Source organism: Rhizobium sp. Root483D2 (assembly GCF_001426685.1).
Classification (GTDB): domain Bacteria; phylum Pseudomonadota; class Alphaproteobacteria; order Rhizobiales; family Rhizobiaceae; genus Pararhizobium; species Pararhizobium qamdonense.
Window position 1 is genome coordinate 231,789 of record NZ_LMFB01000001.1, and the last position, 22,989, is coordinate 254,777.

Consider the following 22,989-nt stretch of genomic DNA (forward strand, 5'->3'; position numbering starts at 1 on the left):
TGTTTCGGAAATGGTGGAATTCGTTAACCATTGGTGTGGCAGCCGAATCCTGCGCTTGGCGCGAAACCCGATGCTTCTTCGGAAAAGGGAATACCGGAGACGGAGCGATGCGCATCAGGACAAAGTGCGAGAAAGCGTATTGGGAGCTGGCGGACAGCCAGTCACTTGGAATGTGCGGACAATGTCAACGCACCGTATCAGCGCCACATAGGCGCGGGATATCCGCGCAACGCGGTTATCGGGTTGTCAGCCAGTGGCCAATTCAGGATTTCGGCTTCTGGTCTTCGCGCATGGCTTCGTCATGATACCAGCCGCTGTAATCGACCGTGAGGACCTGTTTGGGCCGGATATCGGCGACTGTGGCGGACTGCTCGAAGCGGCGGCCACCCAATTTCCGCCCACCGGCGGGGAACTCGTAGATTGTGGCCGTACCGGCCGGAGACATCATTGCCATAGCGTCTTTTTCCTTTTCAGCGGCCCTCCACAGGACTGCTTGGCGTCATCATAGCAGACTTGCGCGCGATTTGCGCGGATTGATTAAAAAAAAATCAATAAGCCTAAAAAATAGGCTATTTTTTAGGCATGGTGTTTTTCGGGGATTTTTCGAGATAAATTTTGTGCGTGTGCACTCAAGTCAAATTGTCGCAAGTTCTGCGCGTTTTTTGGACAAAACCGGCCACTACCGTCCGAAATTAGGCCGAAAACACTGCGAGAATGTTGATATCAGGGTCGAAAAGATCAATCGCGCCAGTCACTTCAGCTTTTCCGGGTATCAGCGGCCTCGCATGCCGTCTAATCTTCGCAGAGGCACTTTTCTCAAGAAAATCGGCTGTCATGTCTGCATCCGTCTCAAACTGGCATGCCCCATGCATAGAAGATGGCAGCCGTTGGCGGCATGGCGCGGTTGGATTTCAACAGGCTGTGCATCATCAACCCATGAGAGGTTAGAAATGACGAAATTTAAGCTCGAGTATATCTGGCTCGACGGATATACCCCGGTCCCGAACCTTCGCGGTAAGACACAGGTCAAGGAATTTGACGCATTTCCGGCGCTCGAGCAGCTGCCGCTCTGGGGTTTTGACGGCTCCTCGACGCTGCAGGCCGAAGGCCGCAGCTCCGATTGCGTGCTGAAGCCCGTTGCGATCTATCCCGATCCGGCCCGCACCAACGGCGCGCTCGTCATGTGCGAAGTGATGATGCCCGATGGCGTCACCCCGCACTCCTCTAACAGCCGCGCGACCATCCTCGACGACGAAGGCACATGGTTCGGCTTCGAGCAGGAATATTTCTTCTACAAGAACGGCCGTCCGCTCGGCTTCCCGGAAACCGGTTATCCGGCTCCGCAGGGTCCGTATTACACCGGCGTCGGCTATTCGAGCGTTGGCGATATCGCCCGCAAGATCGTCGAAGAGCATCTCGATCTCTGCCTTGCCGCCGGCATCAACCATGAAGGCATCAATGCCGAAGTGGCCAAGGGCCAGTGGGAATTCCAGATTTTCGGCAAGGGCTCCAAGCGCGCCGCCGACGAAATCTGGATGGCCCGCTATCTCCTGCAGCGCCTGACGGAAAAATACGGCATCGACATCGAATTCCATTGCAAGCCGCTTGGCGATACCGACTGGAACGGCTCGGGCATGCATGCCAACTTCTCGACCAAGTACATGCGCGAAGTCGGCGGCAAGGAATATTTTGAGGCGCTGATGGCTGCTTTCGAAAAGAACCTTCTCGACCATATCGCCGTTTACGGCCCGGACAACGACAAGCGCCTCACCGGCAAGCACGAAACTGCACCGTGGAACAAGTTCTCCTACGGCGTTGCTGACCGTGGCGCTTCGATCCGCGTTCCGCATTCCTTCGTCAACAACGGCTACAAGGGCTACCTGGAAGACCGCCGCCCGAACAGCCAGGGCTGCCCCTACCAGATCGCTTCGCAGATCCTGAAGACAATTGCCGAAGTTCCGGCCGCAGGCAGCGTTTCCGCCGCCGCTTAAGATCGATATCTTTACCGAGATGCACAGTCATGGCGCCGCCCCAACCGGGACGGCGCCATGATCGTATCTGGCGGCGGGTTTTCCGGCTATCCCCAGCCGGATGAGAGCTGTCGCCGCGCCCCTTGGTGCCGTCTGCCGTAGATGCAATAGGCCAATTCCCGCACTGGTATTCCCGCCGGGCCGTGACTAAGTGTACGGCTGAGAGCGCCGAAGATCCTGACGGGGTGTATTCATGCAAGTTCCATCCAGCGCCACTGCCGGCCTGCACCAAGAAGCCGCCGATGCGCCACCGGGCGATAGCAGCGGCGTCATCGAATGGCTGATGACAGAGACGCGCGACGATCGTTTCATCGACAACATCTTCGTGGAAATGTGCGAAAGGCTCAACCGGGCCGGCATCCCGGTCTCGCGGGGCACGCTGCATTTCCGCATCCTTCACCCGCAATGGCTGGGTGCCCGCATCCTTTGGCAGCGGGGCATGAAGGAAGGGGATATCCAGACCTTCGGCTTTGCCATTGAAGACAGCGACCGTTACCGCAACAGTCCGGTCAACGAGATCCATTCCGGCGCGCAGATCGTTCGCCAGCGGCTGGAGCCCGCATTCTCCGTCAACGCCCCGCCCTATACGCTCTATGACGAGTTGCGCGCGCAGGGCCATACGGATTACATCGCCTGGCCGCTCAAGCACACGCTGGGCAAGCAGCATATCATCACCTTTGGCAGCGACAGGCCCGGCGGGTTCAGCGATGACGACATTGCCGCGCTGTCCGATCTTTTGCCCGCCTTCGCGCTGGTCAGCGAAATCCGCCTGAAGAACCGGCTTGCTCGCACGCTGCTTGAAACCTATGTCGGCCCGCACGCCAGCGAACAGATTCTGGCCGGCGCCACCACCCGCGGCAGCGGCGTGACGGTGGGTGCGGCAATTCTGATCTGCGATCTTCGCGACTTCACCGGCATTTCCGACATGTGGCCGCGCGACGATGTCATCGAACTGCTCAACGGCTATTTCGATGCGATGGCCGAGCCGATCGAGCGGCATGGTGGCGAAATCCTGAAATTCATGGGCGACGGCCTGCTGGCGATCTTCCCGCTCAGCAACACGAACGCCAGCCGCGATCTGCTTGCGGCAATCCGCGAGGCGCAGACCGCGATGGCGGCGCTGAACGAAGAGAACGTCAAGAAAGGCCACGAGCCGTTGGGTTACGGCATCGGCGTGCATGTGGGCGATGTCATGTATGGCAATATCGGGTCGCGCAGCCGCCTCGATTTCACGGTCATCGGCCCGACGGTCAACGTCGCCTCACGGCTTGAAAGCCTCACCAAGGAGATCAAGCGGCCGGTCCTCTTGTCGCGGGCCTTCGTTGAAATCGCCGGATGCGAAGCCAAGATGGAAAATGTCGGCTCCCACCTTCTGCGGGGTCTCAGCGAACCGATCGACGTCTTCGCCTTCTGAATTCTATCGGTAAGGATAGACGGAACCGGCAGCCAGCGGATGCGCCAATGGCTGCATGGCATCCCCTGAAAACATCGGGGTTGGTGTTGACGCGCTCTGCGGCGCCGGCAAGGTCAGCTTTCCAGCAGTGATATAGAGCAGGAACGAGCCGATCTGATAGGGAAAGATGACGTCGATTTCGGCAAAGGACCGCACGAACAGAAGCGCGGAAATACCGAACAGGACGAGGGATTCAAAACCGTGTTGTTGGGTCAAGACCCTTTTCAAATGACCGAACAGGCCGGAGAGAAACAGGCCGGTCAACAGAAGCAGGCCGACCGCGCCCAATTCCACCATGGTTTCGATGTAGGTGTTGTGGAAATGAAAGCCGCCGCGCGAGCCGATGAAAAACTCTTCCCATAGCCGTTCGGCCTCAGAAAAACCCCGTACCCAATAGGCCTGATAGCCGATACCGATCACCGGCGAGGCACGCGCGGCCTCGATCCCCTGCTGCCAGAGATAGGTCCGGCCGGTCAGCGTCGAATCCTTGCCGAATGCACCGAGAACGCTGTCGATCGCGCCGCCATAGACAGCTGCGATTACGGTGATGGTCCCGAATATGGTGGCAGCGATGAACAGCAGCTTGCGGCTTTTGGGCGGCAGCAGCGAAAATACCTGCATACCGACGGTCAACCCCAGGACTGCGGCCGTCGTGAGAACCGAAGTGGCCGACTGGGACGCATAGAGACAATAGGCGGCCAGCAGGCCGACGACGCCGCAGACCGGGAGCCAGACCCTCCGCTGCTTGAGCAGGATGACGGCGGAAAAACAGAAGAACACCGCGAGCGACGCATAAAAACCCAGCTGGTTCTTGGAATCAAACGCCCCGACGAAACTGACGGTCCCATCCAGCGGATCGAAATGATAAACGCCAAACAGCATGGAATAGGCAAGCACCACCCCGGCACCCGTAACCGAGCCAAGCGTCAAAGTTTTCACATCCAGCGCCCGCATGGCAATCAGCGCGCAGATCACATGGGTGAGATATTGCACCCCCGCTCTTGCCGTGGTGCCTGGCGCTGCCGACCAGAAGACCGAGAGCAGGGCAAAAATCGCAAAGGCGAAAATCCAGACATATTTGACGTAATTTCCGAGTGCACGCCGGTAATCGACCAGCACCAGGGGCAGCCAGACGGCATAATAGAGCAGGATCGAGACCTGGCCGAAACGCCCGGAATAGGCGAAGACGAAATAGGAAACGGTCAGGGCGAAAACCCCATAGAGGAGGTTTTCGCCCGGTTTCACCAGACTGGCCTTGGCAATCTTCATCCCGATCGCCCTATTGCGTATTGAGGGACGGTTCGACCTTCACCACATCACCGGGCTGCACGGGCGTGCCTTCGTCGGCCGCAATCCTATTGGACTTGCCGTCCTTCTGGCGGATGATGGAATAATTGATATCGACGGCGCTGCCCGGCTTGGGCGTCAGGGATGCATCTGCCGACTGCACCAGCGCTTCCGTCATCAGGTCGCGGCTGGTCACCAGCTTCAGCGCCAGCGTGTCCAGTTCCGCTTCGGTGTTCTGCAGTTCCTGGGCGAGCTGTGCGTCCCAGTCGTTGCGCAGATTGGTTTCGTCCTGGCTCGCCTTGCTGACATCCTGCTTCGCTTTCAGCGACGCGGTATCGATATCGAGCAGGGCTGCCTGCAGGTCCGCGATCCGCTGCTCGACGGCAAGCTTGCGGGCGCTGAGCGCCAGGCCCTTTTCCGCCAGCACATCGACACGGCCTTTGTCCTCGACGACGAGGTCCAGCTGCCGGGTCTGCGTGACCGACTTCTTGCCGAGCGCGTCGATTTCATTCTGCAGCAGGGATTTCAGTTCGGCGAGCGCCGTGAGCTGCAGCTTCTGGCGCTTGTCGCGCGATACCATCAATGCCTTTTCGCTTTCCAGCAGCGCGGCGGCTTCGGTGACGCCCTTCAACTCGGCGGGCATGGCGATGTCACTCTTTTCGGCAATCTCGGCCTGCAAACGGGCGCGGCGCACAAGAAGCCGGTTCCGTTCGGTGATCCGCACCGAGGAGTCACCCTGCGCATTGATGAAATCGCGCGCAAACCGCTGGCCATTTTCGGCCCGGCGCAGGCCGCCACCCAGGCTGACGGCCTTGAGAACCGTCATATCGGGCGCGAACGGATATTCACCCGGCGTTTGGACCTCACCTGCAAGATAGATCGGCCGGTACTGCGCAAGCTCGACGGAAGCGGACGGGCGATCGGGCAGGCCGAACAGCTTTTGCAACTGCAATCCGACTTCGTCGGCAATCTCCGATGTGGTCTTGCCGGACGCGGGCATCGTGCCGAGGAACGGCAACGAGATGCCGCCGGATGCGCCGACCGTATAGTCGCCGCTGATCGCCGACCAATCCCGAACGGTTCCTTCCGCCGTTTGCCATTCCGCAACGCGGATTCTGAGCTTATCCATGGCACCAAGCGTATAATCGCCAGCGATGGCTGCATGGATGCCTGAAACGCCGATGGCGATGACGAGCGCGGAAAGACGCACAGCACCCCGGGCTTTTCGGCCGAGGGCGGGAAGTCCCTTGCAAAGACTTCTGTTCATGAAATTTCCTCACTTAACAACAAGGCCGATCCCGGCATGACGACGGAAGCGGCATTCACGCTGATGACTGTGATCAGTAACTGCCCTTTGACAGGCAGACAGCAGGAATTGTCTTGGCAACGATGACGACATCGTTGAGCAGCGACCAGTTGGTCACATAATGCGTATCGAAGGCGATACGGGCGGCATAGGACACGTCATTGCGGCCGCTGACCTGCCACAGCCCCGTCAGGCCGGGGCGCGACTTCAGATAGAAGACGGCGGAGTGTTCGTAAAGCTCGAGCTCGTCTTCAACGACCGGACGCGGACCGACAACGCTCATTTCACCGCGAATGATATTGAGGAGCTGCGGCAGCTCATCAAGGCTCAGCTTGCGCAGGACGCTGCCCACGACTGTGACGCGGGGATCGTCCTGGAGTTTGCGCGTTGCCTGCCATTCCTCGTAGGCCTTGGGATTCTTGTGCAGATGGTCCTGCAGGATCTTGTCGGCATCCGGCGCCATCGTCCGGAACTTGAGGCAATGGAAGAAACGGCCGTTATGGCCGACGCGGCGATGTCCGTAAAACACCTTGCCGCCATCGGAAAACTTCACCAGCGCCATCAAAAGCAGAAAGAGCGGGCTGAAGATGATGAGCGCCATGGATGCGGCGAAGATGTCGAAACCTCTTTTGGATATTCCCCCTATCGGCCGGTGTCCCCCGGATTGGATAGTCGTAAAATACGGCGAGCTTGCCGATCTGGTCGCAGACTTCATGGGAGAAAACTCCATTCGGGTTGGCGATTGGTCGGGTTCCCAGTGCGAACCGGGATCAATTTCATGTGAGAGTGTAGAGGGAGAATGAGATTTTTAAAGGCAACTTTCGCCCCGGCCGGGCGGTGCAAGGCAACTGCGGCCAAGATCAACGCCAAGGACACATTTTCGGTTACTGAAGAACCCGCTAATGTATAAAATCTCGAAACAAAAAAATGGGAATAAATCGATTTACACTGAAAATCTTCAGTTCATCGGCGGCATCCGGCGATTTATAGACATAAGGCTGACGGCCCCGATATTTGAAAAAGCTTATCAAGAGGAAAAAATGCGGATTTTATTTTCCCCGTGGTAAAAATATTGCAGCGCAGCATTAATTTTGCACTGCACCTCATTTCATTCGAAATCGCTAATTTTGTAACAAAAGTTGATTGCGAAGCGGAGCTTATCCACCACCAGCGGATAGGCTCATGGCGAAATACATCCCATGAGCGCAATCATATGGCAATGCATCTCCAAATGTGGCCGAACCCCGGCACCTGCCTTTGTCGCATCAAAAATGCCGGGTACCTACGGCCAAATTAGGCTCTATCTCCCCAAAAATGTTCAGGTTGCTCAGCAATCGATAGATGATTTTAAATGCGGGCTAAGAATTCCCGCGTTAAATGACGTAATTGTAATGAAATAAGGTGCCGTTGCACGATTGAACCGGCAATGCATGTTCGATATGTTAATAAATGCCTATGAGGATAAGGTGAATTTTTCAATGACATCCGCAAATCAAGACAGAATATTGAGGGTAATCTGATGTTTGCACCGCGGGTGTTCGTCAGCATGATCGGGGCGTTGGCCGTTTTTGCCATCGTGACCTTCATCCTGACCGGTTCCGCCTGGACGACAGCCTGGCAAACGCTGGTCTGTGCGGTGCTTGTGCAAACCGGATATTTCATTGCCGTCCTGTTTCTGGTGTCCAAGGAAGCCCGCGACCGCCGCAACGCGGCGCAGCGCCCGTCGCCTGCTTCTGCGTTGCCTGTCGAAGACAAGGAACCGAAGACCATTCGCGTCACCAACAATCACGGCCATTTCAATTCCTGATTGGCGCCTCGACGGAGCGTTTTTCCTCGGTTCCACTGGTCCCGATTTCTTTCCGCAAGCCCTCCCTTCTTCGCACCTGCAATATCGCGCCTTGCCGCCTGTGCTCTCCCGAACTAGGTTCGGCGCCACAGCGATGAAGGAATGCGATCATGAAACCGAATGCAGATGTCTGCGTCATCATCGCCGCGAAGAACGCGGCCGCAACGATCGGGCGGGCCATCATCTCGGCGCTTGCAGAGCCGGAAACCGCCGAGGTCATCGTCGTTGATGATGGGTCCAGCGACGGCACTGCCGACGTCTCCAGGGCTGCCAGCGATGGCAGCGGCCGGCTGACAGTCGCCAAGTTCGAGGCCAACAAAGGGCCGGCTGCGGCGCGCAACCATGCCATTGCGATCTCCAAGGCCCCGGTACTGGCTATTCTCGATGCGGATGATTTCTTCTTTCCCGGGCGGCTGAGCCAGCTTCTGGCGCAGACGGATTGGGATTTCGTTGCCGACAATATTGCTTTTGTCGATGAGGAGACGGCGCGGGATGCGCATCTGCGGCTGGAAAGCTTTCCTGCGGCACCGCGTATCCTGACGCTTGGCGAATTCATCGAAGGCAATATCTCCAGGCGCGGTGTGCGACGCGGGGAGATCGGATTTCTGAAACCGCTGATGCGGCGCGAATTTCTCGATACACATCAGCTCCGCTATCAGGAAAGCCTCAGGCTGGGCGAGGATTACGATCTCTATGCCCGCGCACTGACCAAAGGCGCGCGCTACAAGATCATCCACAGCGTCGGGTACGGCGCCATCGTGCGCGGCGATTCTCTGAGCGGCAGTCACCGCACGATCGACCTGAAGCGGTTGTATGAGGCCGACCGGGCGATTCTTGCCGAGGCGGACCTCCTCCCACAGGCAAGGGCGCTGATTGCCCAGCACGAACAGCATATTCGCGGGCGCTACGAACTGAGGGAATTTCTCGACATCAAGCGGCAGTCCGGCGCGAAAGCGGCGCTTCTCCATGCGCTTGGCCGTCCCGCCGCCATTGCGGCAATCGCCGGCGGGATCTTTGCCGACAAGACAGAGCGCTTCCGGCAGAAACCAGATGCAGCGCCAGTTGCGCTGGGCGGCTCAGGGGGTCTTCGCTATCTGCTGCAACCGCCATCAGACGCCCGTTAGGGCAGGCCTGATGGCGCGGTATGGGGCGCGATCAAAACCCTAGAAATAATCGCGGCGCACCCCATCAAGAACCTCGACAAAGCGTTCCTTGCGCTCCGACAGAGCGTGATCGGCGCTCAGCTGCGGGGTGGCGCGTGCCGCCTGCCAGAGAGACAGGGTCGAGGGCGCGGCCAAAACCTGTTTGGCGGCAACGCGCAGCGAGGTCTGCTTGGGATCGCGCACGGCGACCATGACGCTTTCGTCGATCTCACGCTTGTTGGGATCATCAAGCGCCGGCTGGTGCGCGTCGAAATCGACACCCCAGAATTTTGCGCCCTTGATGATGGCTTCGGCCCGGCTGGACACAGGAACATGGCGCGGACGGTAGACGACGCCGACGGTGTGCGCCCAATCGTTCCATTTGAAGCTGTTGATGCTGCTGGAGGTGGTGACTGCCACCCACGGAACGCGAAAAGCATCGGCCAGGATTGCGCCGTGCATCGATTCCGCCACGATCATCTCAGACTGGGCAATCTGGCGGATGACATCCTTCGCCTCGCCGCGCGGATCGATGTAATGCAGGCCGACCGTCTGGCAGATGGAGGGCCACATGCCGGCAATCGCCGATTCCCAATGGGGCACGAAGCTTTTCTTGTAGAGCTTCGGCAAGCCTTTGAACTCGGGCATCTCGGCGACCATGACGGCCGGATCGACAATGCCGAGCTTGGGATCAACACCGACTTTTTGCGCCGTCAACGGTCCACGGACGCAGCGGATGTCCCATTCGCTGCTGTCGGTCATATCAGGCAGGGAGCCGTAGCCAAAGCCGCTGCCGAGCACAAGCTTGTGCCGCCCCTTTGGCAAAAGCGCGCGGTTCAGGACCGTGCCGACCCCGACGAGAAGGGTTTCTGGACGAACATCGCGAAATCCCGGAATGAGAAAATCCCAGAGCCAGAGGTTGAGATCATCGCCGAAATTTCCGTGAGCGGATTCCCAATAATACGGGTCCATGACTGTCTCCTACATGCGTTTGCAAGGAATTGCGGATGCGTGGCGGGCCGGCCGCCAAGCGCGTCAATGGGCGCGGCAAAAAATGCTGCACCTGCGAGGGCTAGCGTGATAACTTGCCCACGGCAAGCTGAAGCGCGCTTTGCAGAAGCTTCGGATCACGCCAGGCCCAGCGGGCAAGCAGATTGAACTGCGGCATCTTGCGCCGCTTGATCAGCCGGGCCTGGCTCCAGAGAGCCTGCCGGCGCGCAGTATGCTTATAGGAATGGATGGACGCGATTTCTGCGGGCTTGCGCAAAAAACGTCCTTCCAGCGTGTCCAGCGCAACCCAGGTGTTGAACTGCTGCGACAGGAACTGCGGAGAATCGCTATCGATGCTGTGGAAGATGTTGACACCTTCACCGCGCACCGCACCCGGCTCGTTGCAAAGCACGATGCGGTCTGCCGCAATCGCGCAATCGCAAAAGAACAGCACATCTTCGGCCGCCAGGCGCAGCTCGGCCTCGAAGCGCACGGTTTCAAACAGCTTGCGCCCGATCACCATGCACGACAGGTGCAGGAAGCTCCAGTTGCGCAGCATCACCTGCGAAAACTCGGGCACTTCCAGAACCAGAGGCTTTTCGGAAAGCCGGGTAACTGTTTCGGTCTTTTCCAGCTCGGCCATGTCGAAATGATAGTAGAAGGCATCGCCGCCGGTGATCGACGCCCAGTAGCAACCGGCCGAAAAGCGCGTCATCGTCATCTGCGCATGCTGCAGGTGGTCCGGTGTCCACAGGTCGTCGGAATCGAGAAAGGCAACAAAATCGGTCTGCGCCGTGACGTTGTCGAGACCGGTGTTGCGCGCGCCGCCTGGGCCGGCATTGTCCTGCTTGATGACGCGGATGCGCGCCCGCTGTTCTTCGCTCAAGGTTGCAAGATCGGTTTCGATCGGGAAAGGCGACTGGTCGTCAACGATGACGATATCGAAATCCTGGTAGGTCTGAGCAAAGACGGAGCCCAAGGCCCGGCTCAGAATTCCTGCCTGTTTCTGGTAGTACGGAATAACAACTTTAAACTTCGCCATCTTTTTGCCCCTGCGGTTTTCCTAGAAGGTGCTTCCTGGTTCCTCCCATCAGGTTGCGGCTGCGTGTCGAGCGCGTCTCCTCTGCCCTTGATCTCCCCCATTGCCACACAGGATTTACGCCATGCCCCCTACAGTTAACGTCAAATCCGTCACGAGCAATGTCGGTTGGAGCGTTTTATCCAAGACAAGCACATTCGGGCTTAAGTTTGTCACGGTGCCGATTTTGGCCCGTATCCTCACCCCGGAAGAGTTCGGCGCCGTCGCCGTGGCGCTGACCGTTGTCCAGTTTCTGGCGATGATCGGCGGAGCCGGATTGACCTCGGCGCTGGTGATCCAGCGCGAGGAAGAGATGGAAACCGTCCATTCCGTGTTCTGGGCCAATCTTGCGATTTCCTGTCTGATGGCGCTCGGCCTTTTCATCTGGGCGGACTTTTTCGCGGCGCTGCTCGGGGCTCCGGAAGCCGCCTATCTGTTGAAAATCATGAGCTTTCTCATTCCCCTCCAGCTGGGCGGCGATGTTGCCTATTCGCTGCTCGCGCGGCGGATGAACTTCAGCAAGGATGCCGTCTGGAGCATGATTTCCGAATCGCTCGGGGCGATCGTCGCCGTGGTGCTGGCGTTGTTCGGATGGGGGGTGTGGGCGTTGATGGCGCAGCTTTTCGTCTCGGCGTTGGTGCGGCTCTGCGGTCTTTACGCCGTCTCGCATTATACGCCGCGCTTCGTCTTCCACCCCCGGCGCGTCATCGGGCTCAGCCGGTTCAGCCTGGGCATGATGGGCTCGGAAGTCGCCAACTTCATCACCTTCCAGTCGCCGATGGTGATCATCTCGCGCTATCTCGGCCTTGCCGATGCGGGTGCCTATTCGGCCGCCAACCGTTTTGCCAGCATTCCCAATCAGGTGGTGCTATCGGCCGTCATGGGCGTGCTCTTTCCGGCTTTTAGCGGCATGATGGACGACAAGGAGCGCCGCTCGCAGGCGCTGATGTTCAGCACGCAGGTGACGACTGTGCTGCTTGCGCCGATGATGTTCGGGCTCTGGGCGCTGGCGGAACCGGCCATGCGCGTGCTTTTCGGTTCGCAATGGGCCTATGCCTGGCCGGTTCTTGGACTTTTGGCGCTGTCGAAAGGTATTCTCACGCCCTGTAGCACCTTCATTCCCTATCTCAAGGGTGTCGGCCATGGCCGGGCGCTGTTCTGGTCGGCGATCATCCGCGCCATCGTCACCTGCGCCGCCGTCGCCTATGGCGCAAGCACGGGTTCGCTGATCGAGGCGATGATCTGGCTGTGCATCGTCAACACAGTGACGCTGATCGGCTATTCCTGGGCCGTCTTCAAGGCGGATGGCACGCCGTTCTTCAAGGGATTGTATGTCAGCAGCCGGCCGATGCTGATGGCTTTGGTGATGGCGCTCGCCGTTCGCTATCTGCTGGAAACGTTCGGTTCGGTAATGCCGAACCCGGTCCTGCAGATCCTTGCCGGTGCTGCAATCGGCGGCGTGATCTATGGTCTGCTCGTGCTTATCTCCGAGCGCCCGCTTCTGGCGAAAATCTACCAGCTCGTTAAAAACCGGCGGGGATAAGGCACGGCCGAAACACTCCGGCGCGAACATTGGAACATCATGCCGGATTGGTTGCACCTGCGCCTTATTTCGGAACAGGCACCTCTGGATGACGAGGATTTTGCAAACCTTGGCGTGTGGATTTGCCCATTTTCAAATCTAATTTTCAGGCTCCGCAAGCGCCAGCGCGGAATGTATATGAAGATATACTGATATTAGCCAACACCCTACCCTCGCGTCTTTTTACGGGCCCGCAGAGAAAAGCCGGACAGTTTTTACGGCCGGTTTTTCCTCTCCCAAAACGCGTGCATTGCAGCATTGCGATCAAATTTTCTGCTGCAGCGCCATATTTTTCGAGAGACACTGCCTTATCTTCGAGATGCAGGTTCAAGTCTGCTCTGGTTGAAACGCCGCTTCGGGGGGAGTGGCCCAACAGGGGATGTCGTCTTGGTTATCGACGCGAATATATCATCGCGGATCAATCTGATGCGCATCGTGCTCATCTCGGGAATTGTCTTCGTACACGTTCCTTTTGATCCGCAGACCAGCCCTTTTCTCGGTGCCAATGGCTTTATCGATTGGGTCAGGGTCTTTCTCGGCGACAGCCTTTTCAGGGTTGGCGTGCCGTGCCTCAGCGCGATTTCCGGCTATCTGATGTTCCGCCGCGGGCTCGACGCCTTCGACTACGGCAAGACCCTGCGCTCCAAGGCCCGCACCGTGCTGTTGCCTTTCCTGATCTGGAACCTGTCCTTTCTGGCACTGGTTCTTGTAGCCCAGAAAGGCGGCATCGGCTTTGGCTATCTCCCCGATGCGCTGAATGCGAGCCCACGCGACCTTGCAACGCTGGCCTTCGCCATCGAGGGCCTGCCGATCAATGTTCCACTCTATTTCCTGCGCGATCTTCTCCTGTGCATCCTGCTGGCGCCGGTTCTCGGCATCCTGATCAAGCGATATCCGCTGGTCGTCCTGGCGCTCTTTTTCGCCTATGCGGTTCTGCCGGTGCCCAGCGGCATCTTCCTGAAGAAATCGATCCTGTTCGGCTTCAGCTTCGGCATCTATGTCAGCCTCCACCAGATCGATATCCGCGCGCTCGACCGGCATGCTGTCTTGATATCCGCGCTGTTTCTGGCGGTGACCATCCTTTTGGCGACAGCGCTCTACTATACCGGACCGGACTATCCCGTCTGGATCGACATGCTACGCAGCTTGACGGCGATTGGCGGCATTATTGGCTCCTGGGCGCTTTCAGCGATCCTGATCCGATCGCGGCTCGCCGAGCGGCTCTCCCGGTCGGAGGGCCTGAGCTTCTTCATATTCTGCGCCCATTATCCACTGCTGATCGCGTTCTGGATGATCTGGAACCGCAGCGCCCATCCCGGCCTTTATCCGCTGTTCTACTTCGCGACGCCGGTTCTCGCCCTTCTCATCCTGGTCGCCTTGCACAAGGGCGCCAAGCACCTGGTGCCCGGGCTGCATGCGGTTTTGACCGGCAGCCGGGCGGGCCGTTCGCGCGCCGCAGAAAAGCATGCGCCGGACAAATGCGCTCAACAAAAGGGCTGGTCAGACACCTATTCCCCAAAGGAAAAAGCGACACGATGACCCAATCGATCTCAAAAACCCTCCTCGTCCTTTCGGCCGTTTCCGCAGCGTTCTGCGCACCGGCTTTGGCGCAAGGCGCCAAGAACGGCACATCCTTCGTCGATAACTTCGACACGATCGATCGCAAGACCTGGTATATTTCCGACGGCTGGGACAATGGCGCGCATCAGAACTGCACCTGGTCGAAAGACCAGGTCAAGGTTGAAAACGGCGTGCTCGAACTGACCTTCGAACAGCGCAAGGCGGGCAAAAAAGATTACGCCTGCGGCGAGATCCAGACCCGCAAACGCTTCAGCTACGGCACCTATGAGGCCCGCATCAAGACGGCGGATGGCTCCGGGCTGAACTCGGCCTTCTTCACCTATATCGGCCCGACCGACAAGAAACCGCATGACGAAATCGATTTCGAAGTGCTGGGCAAGGATTCCGGCAAAGTTCAGGTCAACCAGTATATTTCCGCCAAGGGTGGAAACGAAAAGCTCGTAGATGTCGAAGGCGGCGCCAATACCGATTTCAACGACTACGCCTTCGTCTGGGAAAAGGACCGGCTGCGCTACTACCTGAACGGAACGCTCGTGCAGGAGGTGACCGATCCCTCGAAAATCCCGGCCAACGACCAGAAAATCTTCTTCAGCCTCTGGGGAACCGACACTTTGAGCAGCTGGATGGGCAAGTTCGACTACCAGGCTCCGGCAAAAATGCAGATCGATCGCGTCGCCTACACCGCGCCCGGCGATAAATGCCAGTTTCCGGACTCCATTACCTGCACGCTCAACTGAAGTTGTTCGCATATGCAGCAAGTATGTTGCGGTGCACAAAAAACTAAATTAGGCTTGGCGAAAGCTGGGCGGGAAACGGGAAGTTTTCATGCTGGACGTCTTATACCTGGCCCATGATGTGGCAGACCCTGCCATCAGGCGTAGAACCCTGATGCTGGAAGCGGGCGGCGCCAATGTCACGGTCGCAGGCTTCCGGCGTGGCGCTGATACGCCCCTTACCGAAGGCGTTCTGGAGCTTGGCGTGACCAGCGATGGCCGTTTCGGCCAGCGGATTGCTGCGGTCGGCAAGGCGGCAATGGCGCTTGGAGCCAAGCTTCGCGATGTCCGGAAACCCGGCATCATCATGGCCCGGAACCTCGAAATGCTGGCGCTGGCAAACAGGGCCAATGCGATTTTCGGCGGCGACGTGCCGATCGTCTATGAATGCCTCGATATCCACCGGCTTCTGCTGCGTCAGGATATCGCCGGACGGGCGCTGCGGGCTGCCGAGCACTATCTCGGACGCAATGTCAGCCTTCTGATCACCAGCTCGCCCGCCTTCATCGACAATTATTTCCGGCCGCTGTCGCGCCTGAAAGCCCCGGTCATGCTGCTCGAAAACCAGGTGATCGACCTGGAAGATGCCGCCGCCATGCAGACTGCGCGGCCCCGCCCGCCGCAGCCCGGCGAGCCATGGAAGATCGGCTGGTTCGGTGCCCTGCGCTGCCGCAAATCCTTAAAACTGCTGTCAGACTTCACACGCGCCATGGATGGAACGTTCGAAGTGGTGCTGCGTGGCCGCCCGGCCTATTCGGAATTCGACGATTTCGACGGGTTTGTGGAAAACGAGCCGTTCATGCGCTTTCACGGCGCCTACAAAAATCCCGAGGACCTTGCCCGGATTTACGACGATGTCCAGTTTTCCTGGGGCATCGACTTTTTCGAGGAAGGCTTGAACTCCAGCTGGCTGCTGCCGAACCGGCTGTATGAGGGATGCCGTTACAATGCCGTCCCGATTGCCATGCAGGGCACGGAAACGGCGCGATTCATCAATGCAAAGAACATCGGTCTCGTGCTCGAGCGGGCAGACAGTGGTGCTCTTGCCGATCTGTTTTCCGGCATGACGCGGGAACGCTATTTTGCCGAATTCGGCAAGGTCGCAGCTACGGGCACGTCCACCTGGGTCTTCGACCGGGCCGATTGCCAGCGGCTGGTGAACCGGCTTGCGGCGTTGCGCGCCAGCGATGCCCATGCCGCGCCTATCCCCGAACTTTCCCAAACGCACAGCAACAAGGGTGGACTGCTATGAACCCCGATGATTTGAAGCATGCCCGCAGCCTGATCGTCATTCCCTGCCTGAACGAGGCCAAATATATCGAAGCCCTGATCATCAAGCTGGGCGGCGCGATGCGCGATCTCAGTGCCGATCTGGTCGTGGTCGATGGCGGCAGCACCGACGGCACGCGCGAGATCGTCGAGCGGATCGCCACCGTCAACCCGAAAGTGCGGTTGCTCGGCAATCCGAAGAGGATTCAGAGCGCTGCCGTCAATCTGGCGGTCGGAACGCTCGGCGCTGACTATGAATACATGATCCGCATCGATGCGCACGGCGAATATCCCGACGACTATTGCCAACGCCTGATGGAAGACGCCATCGCGACCGGCGCGGATTCGATTGTGGTTGCCATGCAGACCGTCGGTTTCAGCACGTTCCAGAAAGCCACGGCCTATGCGCAGAATTCCAAGCTCGGCAATGGCGGCTCCAAGCATCGCACCGGCTCCGCCGGCCATTGGGCCGATCACGGCCATCATGCGCTGATGCGGATTGCCGCGTTTCAGGCGGTTGGCGGCTACGACGAGATGTTCAGCCATAACGAGGACGCCGAGTTTGACTACCGTCTCAACAAGGCCGGCTACCGGATCTGGATGACCGACAAGACCAGCATGATCTACTATCCGCGCAGCACCGCGCGCACGCTGTTCCGCCAATATTTCGGCTATGGCCGCGGCCGGGCGAAAAACTTTCTGAAACATCGCGCCATGCCGAGCATCCGCCAGATGCTGCCGCTTGCCGTCGTTCCGGTCGCCGTGGGGGCGCTGCTTGCCATCGTCAGCTGGGCCGCAGTCATCCCGTTTGGCGTTTGGGCCATCGCCTGCCTTGGCTACGGCGTGTGGATGGCGGTGGGGGAAAAGAACCCCTACGGACCGCTGGCTGCCGTCTCTGCCATGGTGATGCATTTTGCCTGGTCGGCCGGCTTCTGGCGCGAACTGCTCGATTTCCGTAACCGCCGGGCTGCCTCATGAGGACTGGCATGGATCGCACCCGTATCGATATCGGCGTCTGCACCTACCGGCGCCCGGAGCTGGAACAGACGCTGCGCTCGCTGGCAAAGCTGAACGTTCCCGGTAATGTGGATATCCGCATCATCGTTGCCGATAATGACGACACCCCGAGCGCCAAAGGCTGCGTGGACAGTTTGCGCGCTTTCGTGCCGCACGGCATCGTCTACGTGCATTGCCCGTCGTCCAATATCTCGATTGCCCGCAATGCCTGCCTCGACAATGCCACGGGAGATTTCCTGGCCTTTATCGACGACGACGAGACGGCGAGCAAGGACTGGATCACTGAGCTGATCGGGACGGCACAGGCAACCGCTGCCGATGCGGTGCTCGGCCCGGTCAAGGCGATCTATGCACGCGAGGCGCCGGGCTGGATGCAGCGTGGTGACTTTCACTCGACATTCCCGGTCTGGGTCGGCGAGCGGATCATCACCGGCTATACCTGCAATGTGCTTCTGCGGCTGGCCGCTCCTTCGCTGGCCGGGCGGCGCTTCAGTCTGGCGCTTGGCCGCAGCGGGGGCGAGGACACCGAGTTCTTTACCCATATGCACCGGATGGGTGGACAGATTGCCTATGCGCCGCAGGCCTGGGTCGAAGAGCCTGTGCCGGCCACACGCGCCGCCTTTTCCTGGCTTGCCAAACGCAAGTTCCGGTTCGGCCAGACCCATGGCCGGTTGCTCGATGCCGGGACGGGTATTCCCGGCAAGATCCGCCCGCTCACGCTCGCTGCGGCCAAATGTGGCGTCTGTGCGCTGGCCGCCGCCCTCTTCTTTTTTTCGCCCGTTCGCCGCAACCGCTATTTCCTGCGCGCGTGCCTGCATGCCGGCGCCGTCGTCGGGCTCCTCGGCATCCGCGAGATCGAGCAGTATGGCGCAGCTAAAGCAAGGACGTCCTGATGCAACAGCAGCAACCACAGGCAACGTTCATCATCGCCGCATTCAAGGCGCAGGACACGATCGAGCGCGCCATTGACAGCGCGCTTGCCCAGACCGGCGTCAATGTCGAGATTATCGTCATCGACGACTGCTCGCCGGATGACACCGCCTCGATCGTCGATGCCTATACCGATCCACGCGTCAGGCTGATCCGGCTCGACAAGAACCGTGGCCCCGGTGGGGCGCGCAATGCCGGGCTTGCGGCTGCGCGCGGCGACTGGATCGTCATTCTGGATTCCGACGATGCGGTATCACCGGATCGCACGGCGCGGATGATCGCGCGGGCGAAAGCCTCGAACGCTCAGATCGTCGTCGATAATGTCGATGTCGTGCCGCTGGACGGGCCGGTCAGGCGGATGTTCGACGCGGCGCATCTGGCAGCGCTTGAAACCTTGACGCTTCCAGCCTTCATCGGCTCAAACGTGCTGTTCAAGTCCGAGCATAATTATGGCTATATGAAGCCGGTCTTCGAGCGCCGCCTGCTTGAGGAGCACGGGTTGAGCTTTGACGAAAGCCTGCCGATCGGCGAGGACTACCTGCTTTTGGCTTCGGCCCTGGCGAAGGGCGGACGCTGCGCCGTCGATCCTGCCGCCGGTTATACCTATTACATCCGCAGCGGATCGATCTCGCGCGTGCTGAAGCTGCATCAGGTCGATGCGATGCTGGCTGCGGACGCCGCATTCCTGAAGAACCACCGGTTGGATGCGGCATCGATCGCGGCACAGAGCGAGCGTCACCGCAGCATGGAAGATGCGCGCGCCTTCATCATCCTGGTCGATCAGATCAAGGCAGGCTCCCTGTCCGGCGCGGTGAAGACCGCGTGGAAAAATCCGGCGGCAGTCCGGCATCTGCGCATGCCCATTGCCGTCAGACTGCGGCGCCTGATCGCGCCGTTCACTGTTCTTCAGCCGTTCGGTTCCCCGCCGAAAAGGATGAATGGAACCACCCTGGGCAACCGCCCGCACAAGAGCAAAGGATAGTTCTATGGCTCCTATCAGACCCGTTCGCAAAGCCGTTATTCCCGTTGCCGGCAACGGCACGCGGTTTTTGCCCGCGACCAAGGCCATGCCGAAGGAAATGCTGACCATCGTCGATAGACCGGTCGTGCAATATGCCGTCGAGGAAGCCATGCAGGCCGGCATCGAGCATATCGTCTTCGTCACCGGCCGCAACAAGCAGGCGATCGAAGACCACTTCGACGATGTGCCGGAGCTGATCTCGTCCTTGACGCGCTCGGGCAAGGATGCCCAGCTTTCGGAACTGGCGCGCATGCTGCCGACCGCAGGCTCCGTCAGCTTCACCCGCCAGCAGGCGCCGCTTGGCCTTGGCCACGCGGTCTGGTGCGCCCGCGACCTGATCGGCGACGAGCCGTTTGCGCTGCTTTTGCCCGACATGATCTCCTACGGCGCGCGCGGCTGCATGGCAGGTTTGATGGACCTCTACAACGATGTCGGCGGCAATGTCGTCGCCGTCGAACAATGCGCCATCGAGGACACGCCGAAATACGGCATCGTCGGCATGGGCGAGAAAACCCGGCACGGGTTCGAGGTGACCGCGATGGTGGAAAAGCCGCCGGTTGCCGAGGCACCGTCCACCTATTATCTCAACGGCCGCTATATCCTGCAGCCGGAAATCTTCTCGATTTTGGCGCATCAGCAGCGCGGCGCCGGCAACGAGATCCAGCTGACCGACGGCATGCTGCGCCTGTCGGCCGACCAGCCGTTCCACGCGCATCCCTATGAAGGCCGGACCTTTGATTGCGGCTCCAAGCAGGGCTTCATCGAGGCTAACGTCGCTTTCGCGCTGGCGCGGGCCGATATCGGCAATCTCGTGTTCGAATCCGTTCGCGAGATGATTCTGTCGCACGAGCAGGCCATGCGGGCTGCCTGAAAAGCCTAGCTTCTCAACGGCTTGATGCCGTCAAAAAATCTGGTCTCACCCCTGCCGCCTTTTGGGGTGAGAACCGGCCACACACATAGACCTGGAGACCAGACGGCCCATGAATCAGAGACCTCTTCCGTTGAACACAGTCCCATCGCTGAAAAGCGATGAGTCCGACACGTTCATCGATCTGAACCGGCTGACCGCAATCGCGCTTCGCCGTTCAAGGGTCGTGGCCGTCTGCGTTCTCCTCTGCTTCCTGCTCGGCGGGCTCTATCTCCTGTTTGCAACGCCGGTCTATACCTCGCAAACGCAGATCCTGCTTGACGAAAACCTGTCCAAATATGCGGAGGAAGCCCCCTCGCCGCAGAGCGCCCAGCAGGCCGACACCCAGCTTTCCAGCGCGGTCGAAATCCTGAAATCCGGCGAATTGGCGCTGCGCGTCACCGATGCGGAAAATCTCGGTGATAACGAGACCGTTCTCAATCCGCCGCAATCCTTGATGTCGATGGTGAAAGGGGCGGTCAAATCCGTGACCGGCCTCTTTGGTTCCCGGCCGGAAATTTCGGAAGCGGCAGCACGCAACGGCAAGCGGGAAACGGCCGCCGCCTATATCCAGCAAGGCCTGACGGTCGAGCGGGTGGCACGCAGCTCGGTCGTTGCCGTTTCCTACAAATCGACCGATCCGAAATTGGCCGCGACCATTACCCGCGCCTATGCCAATGCCTATCTGACCGACCAGCTGAACGCCAATTTCGATGCCACCGAGCGCGCTTCGGTCTGGCTGCAGGAACGCCTGACCGACCTTGGCCAGCGCGCCCAGGCGGCCTCGCTTGAGGCGGAGAAATTCAAGGCGGAAAACGGGCTCACGTCGACGCGCGGCGAGTTGATGTCGGAACAGCAGCTCTCCGACCTCAACAGCCAGCTGATCGTGGCGCAGGCCGATAGCGCCAGCGCGTCGGCACGCTACAACCAGTTTCAATCGATCATCGACCAGGGCGCTGAAAACGCCGTCAACAATGCAACGATTTCGTCCAACCAGACCGACAATTCGGTCATCCAGGATTTGCGCACGCGCTACCTTGCCGTCAGCAAGCGCGAACAGGCCGTGACCCAGAATTTCAGCGCCGAGCACCCCCAGGCCGTGAGTCTAAGAGCGGAAAAGACGGAACTGGCCGGCCAGATCTTCAGGGAGCTGCAGCAGATCACCGGCAGCTACCGCAACGAAATGGAAGTCGCCAAATCGCGCGAGGCATCGCTGCGCAAGAGCATCGAGGGCGTGGTCGGCAACAATTCGCAGGCCAACCGGTCGCTGGTCCAGCTGCGCGGGCTGGAACAGCGGGCGACGGCGCTAAAGACGCTCTACGAATCCTATCTCGGACGCTTCGAAGAGGCCGCCCAGCAGCGCTCGTTCCCGATCGCAAAGGCCCGCATCATTTCGGATGCCGGCGTTCCCGTGTCGCCCTCCAGCCCGAAGCGGACGATGGTGCTGGCGCTGTCCATCGTGCTCGGCTTCATGCTGGGTGCCGTCATTGCCGGCCTGCAGGAGTTTCGCGAGCGATTCTTCCGGCTGGAAGAAGATATCCGTTCCGTCCTTGGCCATAAATCGCTGGGCTACCTGCCGCTGATCGGCAAGAAGACGGTGAGCATGTGGAGCAAGACGCGCGAGCGCCTTTCCAAACCGGAAGCGGACAAGGCCGGGCAGCCGCCGGAAGCCGACATGCCGCTGACGCGCATGACCCGGATTGCCGTCGATGCGCCGCGATCGGCATTTGCCGAAACGCTGCGCAATGCCAAGCTGGCCAGCGACGTCATCCTGCAAGGCCGCCCCAACCGGGTGATCGGCGTCGTCTCGGCGCTGCCGGGCGAGGGCAAATCGACCATTGCCGCGAATTTTGCCGGGCTTCTGGCCGCCAGCGGCAAGCGGACATTGCTGATCGACGCCGATATCCGCAACCCGGCCATCAGCCGGATGATTTCGCCGGCGCCGAAAACCGGGCTGGTGGAAGCCGTTCTGGGTGAAGAGGACTGGACCGCCGGCTTGAGGGTCGATCCGCAGACGCGGCTGGCAATCCTGCCGATCGCGCCGCGCGAACATCTCTACCACACCAACGAGCTGCTGGCCTCGCAGGGCATGGAAACCCTGATCGCCAATGCCCGCAAGAATTTCGATTATGTCATCGTCGATCTGGCACCGCTGGCGCCTGTCATCGACGCCAAGGCGTTTTCGCCCTTTGCCGACGGGTTCCTGATGGTGATCGAATGGGGCAAGACCCCTGCCCGCCTGGTCCGCGACGTGTTGAATTCCGATCCGCAATTCAACGCCAAGATCCTCGGCGTGATGCTCAACAAGACTGATATGGACGAGCTTGGAAAATACAGCGATTTCGGCGCGGCGGAAAAATACCGCAAGAGCTATGAAAGCTACTATATCGAGAAGCCGTTGAAGGCCTAGATGTCGAAGGCCCAGATATGGGAGCTTCAACGCCTGCGCTGACGATTTTTTCCTCAGCGCAGGCCGGGCTGGCGCTCCGCGTCCAGCCGGAAGATGGCCACAAGCGCCATGAGTAGAACCACGGCCACGATGGCAAGGGCCGTGAGCGCATAGATCAACAGATATTCCACAAGGCACGGCAGGAACAGCAGCGCCCGGATCATAACCGGCTGAGACCGCGCCCAGCCACCCATGCCGTTTCTCATGTAGTTTTCGAAACGCTGCGTTATGCCCGACATGGGATGATGGCTCCATCAATCTTTACGCAAAATTTACCAAAGATGATGGTGCGGTGCAACCGATACAGGTGAGCGAAATCGCCTGATCA

Annotated in this window: 21 protein-coding genes; 13 read left to right on the plus strand and 8 right to left on the minus strand. The window is 59.4% G+C overall.

All coding sequences use genetic code 11. The features are described 5' to 3' along the window. Positions 1-262 precede the first annotated feature (262 nt). The gene (locus ASD32_RS01100; RefSeq protein WP_060636056.1) at positions 263-454 is read right to left on the minus strand and encodes a DUF2735 domain-containing protein; all 192 of its coding nucleotides are present in this window, start codon (positions 452-454) and stop codon (positions 263-265) included. A 238-nt stretch (positions 455-692) separates the two neighbouring features. Continuing rightward, a complete protein-coding gene (locus tag ASD32_RS29330; protein ID WP_156382993.1) occupies positions 693-836 on the minus strand; it encodes a hypothetical protein in 144 nt (47 codons plus the stop codon). Between the two features lie 114 nt (positions 837-950). Here ASD32_RS29330 and ASD32_RS01105 point away from each other — a divergent pair, with 114 nt between their 5' ends. Both ASD32_RS01105 and ASD32_RS01110 read left to right on the plus strand, forming a co-directional pair. Further along, the gene (locus ASD32_RS01105; protein ID WP_060636057.1) at positions 951-1,991 is read left to right on the plus strand and encodes a glutamine synthetase beta-grasp domain-containing protein; all 1,041 of its coding nucleotides are present in this window, start codon (positions 951-953) and stop codon (positions 1,989-1,991) included. A gap of 322 nt (positions 1,992-2,313) precedes the next feature. Continuing rightward, positions 2,314-3,444 carry an adenylate/guanylate cyclase domain-containing protein gene (locus tag ASD32_RS01110; RefSeq protein ID WP_244490072.1) on the plus strand — a complete coding sequence of 377 codons (1,131 nt, stop codon included), beginning with the start codon at positions 2,314-2,316 and terminating at the stop codon, positions 3,442-3,444. Positions 3,445-3,447: 3 nt separating this feature from the next. Here ASD32_RS01110 and ASD32_RS01115 read toward each other — a convergent pair whose 3' ends face one another. The 3 genes from ASD32_RS01115 to ASD32_RS01125 form a co-directional block, all read right to left on the minus strand. Beyond that, entirely contained in the window at positions 3,448-4,752 is a 1,305-nt protein-coding gene (locus ASD32_RS01115; protein ID WP_060636059.1) for an O-antigen ligase, read from the minus strand. Positions 4,753-4,762: 10 nt separating this feature from the next. After that, a complete protein-coding gene (locus ASD32_RS01120) occupies positions 4,763-6,037 on the minus strand; it encodes a polysaccharide biosynthesis/export family protein (RefSeq protein ID WP_082546580.1) in 1,275 nt (424 codons plus the stop codon). A gap of 73 nt (positions 6,038-6,110) precedes the next feature. Further along, a complete protein-coding gene (locus ASD32_RS01125) occupies positions 6,111-6,791 on the minus strand; it encodes a sugar transferase (RefSeq protein WP_060636060.1) in 681 nt (226 codons plus the stop codon). An 804-nt stretch (positions 6,792-7,595) separates the two neighbouring features. Here ASD32_RS01125 and ASD32_RS01130 point away from each other — a divergent pair. Together ASD32_RS01130 and ASD32_RS01135 are read left to right on the plus strand one after the other, a co-directional pair. Beyond that, complete coding sequence (locus tag ASD32_RS01130) at positions 7,596-7,883, plus strand: exopolysaccharide production repressor protein (RefSeq protein ID WP_060636061.1); 288 nt, start codon at positions 7,596-7,598, stop codon at positions 7,881-7,883. Positions 7,884-8,032: 149 nt separating this feature from the next. Beyond that, a complete protein-coding gene (locus ASD32_RS01135; protein WP_060636062.1) occupies positions 8,033-9,046 on the plus strand; it encodes a glycosyltransferase in 1,014 nt (337 codons plus the stop codon). A 39-nt stretch (positions 9,047-9,085) separates the two neighbouring features. Here the strand turns inward: ASD32_RS01135 and ASD32_RS01140 are convergent, their stop codons facing one another. Continuing rightward, complete coding sequence (locus ASD32_RS01140; RefSeq protein WP_060636063.1) at positions 9,086-10,036, minus strand: polysaccharide pyruvyl transferase family protein; 951 nt, start codon at positions 10,034-10,036, stop codon at positions 9,086-9,088. A gap of 100 nt (positions 10,037-10,136) precedes the next feature. Next, positions 10,137-11,096, minus strand: coding sequence for a glycosyltransferase family 2 protein (locus tag ASD32_RS01145; protein ID WP_060636064.1), 960 nt, complete (start codon positions 11,094-11,096; stop codon positions 10,137-10,139). A gap of 121 nt (positions 11,097-11,217) precedes the next feature. Here ASD32_RS01145 and ASD32_RS01150 point away from each other — a divergent pair, with 121 nt between their 5' ends. The 9 genes from ASD32_RS01150 to ASD32_RS01190 all read left to right on the plus strand — a co-directional run bounded on the left by ASD32_RS01150 (position 11,218) and on the right by ASD32_RS01190 (position 22,622). Continuing rightward, complete coding sequence (locus ASD32_RS01150) at positions 11,218-12,675, plus strand: lipopolysaccharide biosynthesis protein (RefSeq protein ID WP_060636065.1); 1,458 nt, start codon at positions 11,218-11,220, stop codon at positions 12,673-12,675. A 465-nt stretch (positions 12,676-13,140) separates the two neighbouring features. Continuing rightward, positions 13,141-14,253 (plus strand): acyltransferase, encoded by a 1,113-nt coding sequence (locus ASD32_RS01155; RefSeq protein ID WP_156382994.1) that lies wholly within the window; start codon positions 13,141-13,143, stop codon positions 14,251-14,253. Beyond that, positions 14,250-15,032, plus strand: coding sequence for a glycoside hydrolase family 16 protein (locus tag ASD32_RS01160; RefSeq protein ID WP_060636067.1), 783 nt, complete (start codon positions 14,250-14,252; stop codon positions 15,030-15,032). Before ASD32_RS01155 ends, ASD32_RS01160 begins: the two co-directional genes overlap by 4 nt. Before the next feature lie 88 nt (positions 15,033-15,120). Next, complete coding sequence (locus tag ASD32_RS01165; protein ID WP_060636068.1) at positions 15,121-16,320, plus strand: hypothetical protein; 1,200 nt, start codon at positions 15,121-15,123, stop codon at positions 16,318-16,320. Beyond that, positions 16,317-17,315, plus strand: a complete 999-nt coding sequence (locus tag ASD32_RS01170; RefSeq protein WP_060636069.1) for a glycosyltransferase family 2 protein — start codon at positions 16,317-16,319, stop codon at positions 17,313-17,315. The genes ASD32_RS01165 and ASD32_RS01170 overlap by 4 nt, the downstream gene beginning before the upstream one ends. An 8-nt stretch (positions 17,316-17,323) precedes the next feature. Then, positions 17,324-18,247: a glycosyltransferase family 2 protein gene (locus ASD32_RS01175; protein WP_156382995.1), complete on the plus strand. Its 924-nt coding sequence runs from the start codon at positions 17,324-17,326 to the stop codon at positions 18,245-18,247. Continuing rightward, the gene (locus ASD32_RS01180; RefSeq protein WP_060636071.1) at positions 18,247-19,266 is read left to right on the plus strand and encodes a glycosyltransferase family 2 protein; all 1,020 of its coding nucleotides are present in this window, start codon (positions 18,247-18,249) and stop codon (positions 19,264-19,266) included. The genes ASD32_RS01175 and ASD32_RS01180 overlap by 1 nt, the downstream gene beginning before the upstream one ends. Before the next feature lie 4 nt (positions 19,267-19,270). Continuing rightward, the gene (locus ASD32_RS01185; protein ID WP_060636072.1) at positions 19,271-20,176 is read left to right on the plus strand and encodes a UTP--glucose-1-phosphate uridylyltransferase; all 906 of its coding nucleotides are present in this window, start codon (positions 19,271-19,273) and stop codon (positions 20,174-20,176) included. Positions 20,177-20,285: 109 nt separating this feature from the next. Then, positions 20,286-22,622 (plus strand): polysaccharide biosynthesis tyrosine autokinase, encoded by a 2,337-nt coding sequence (locus ASD32_RS01190; protein ID WP_060636073.1) that lies wholly within the window; start codon positions 20,286-20,288, stop codon positions 22,620-22,622. Positions 22,623-22,675: 53 nt separating this feature from the next. Here the strand turns inward: ASD32_RS01190 and ASD32_RS01195 are convergent, their stop codons facing one another. Continuing rightward, the gene (locus ASD32_RS01195; RefSeq protein WP_156382996.1) at positions 22,676-22,900 is read right to left on the minus strand and encodes a hypothetical protein; all 225 of its coding nucleotides are present in this window, start codon (positions 22,898-22,900) and stop codon (positions 22,676-22,678) included. Positions 22,901-22,989 lie beyond the last annotated feature (89 nt).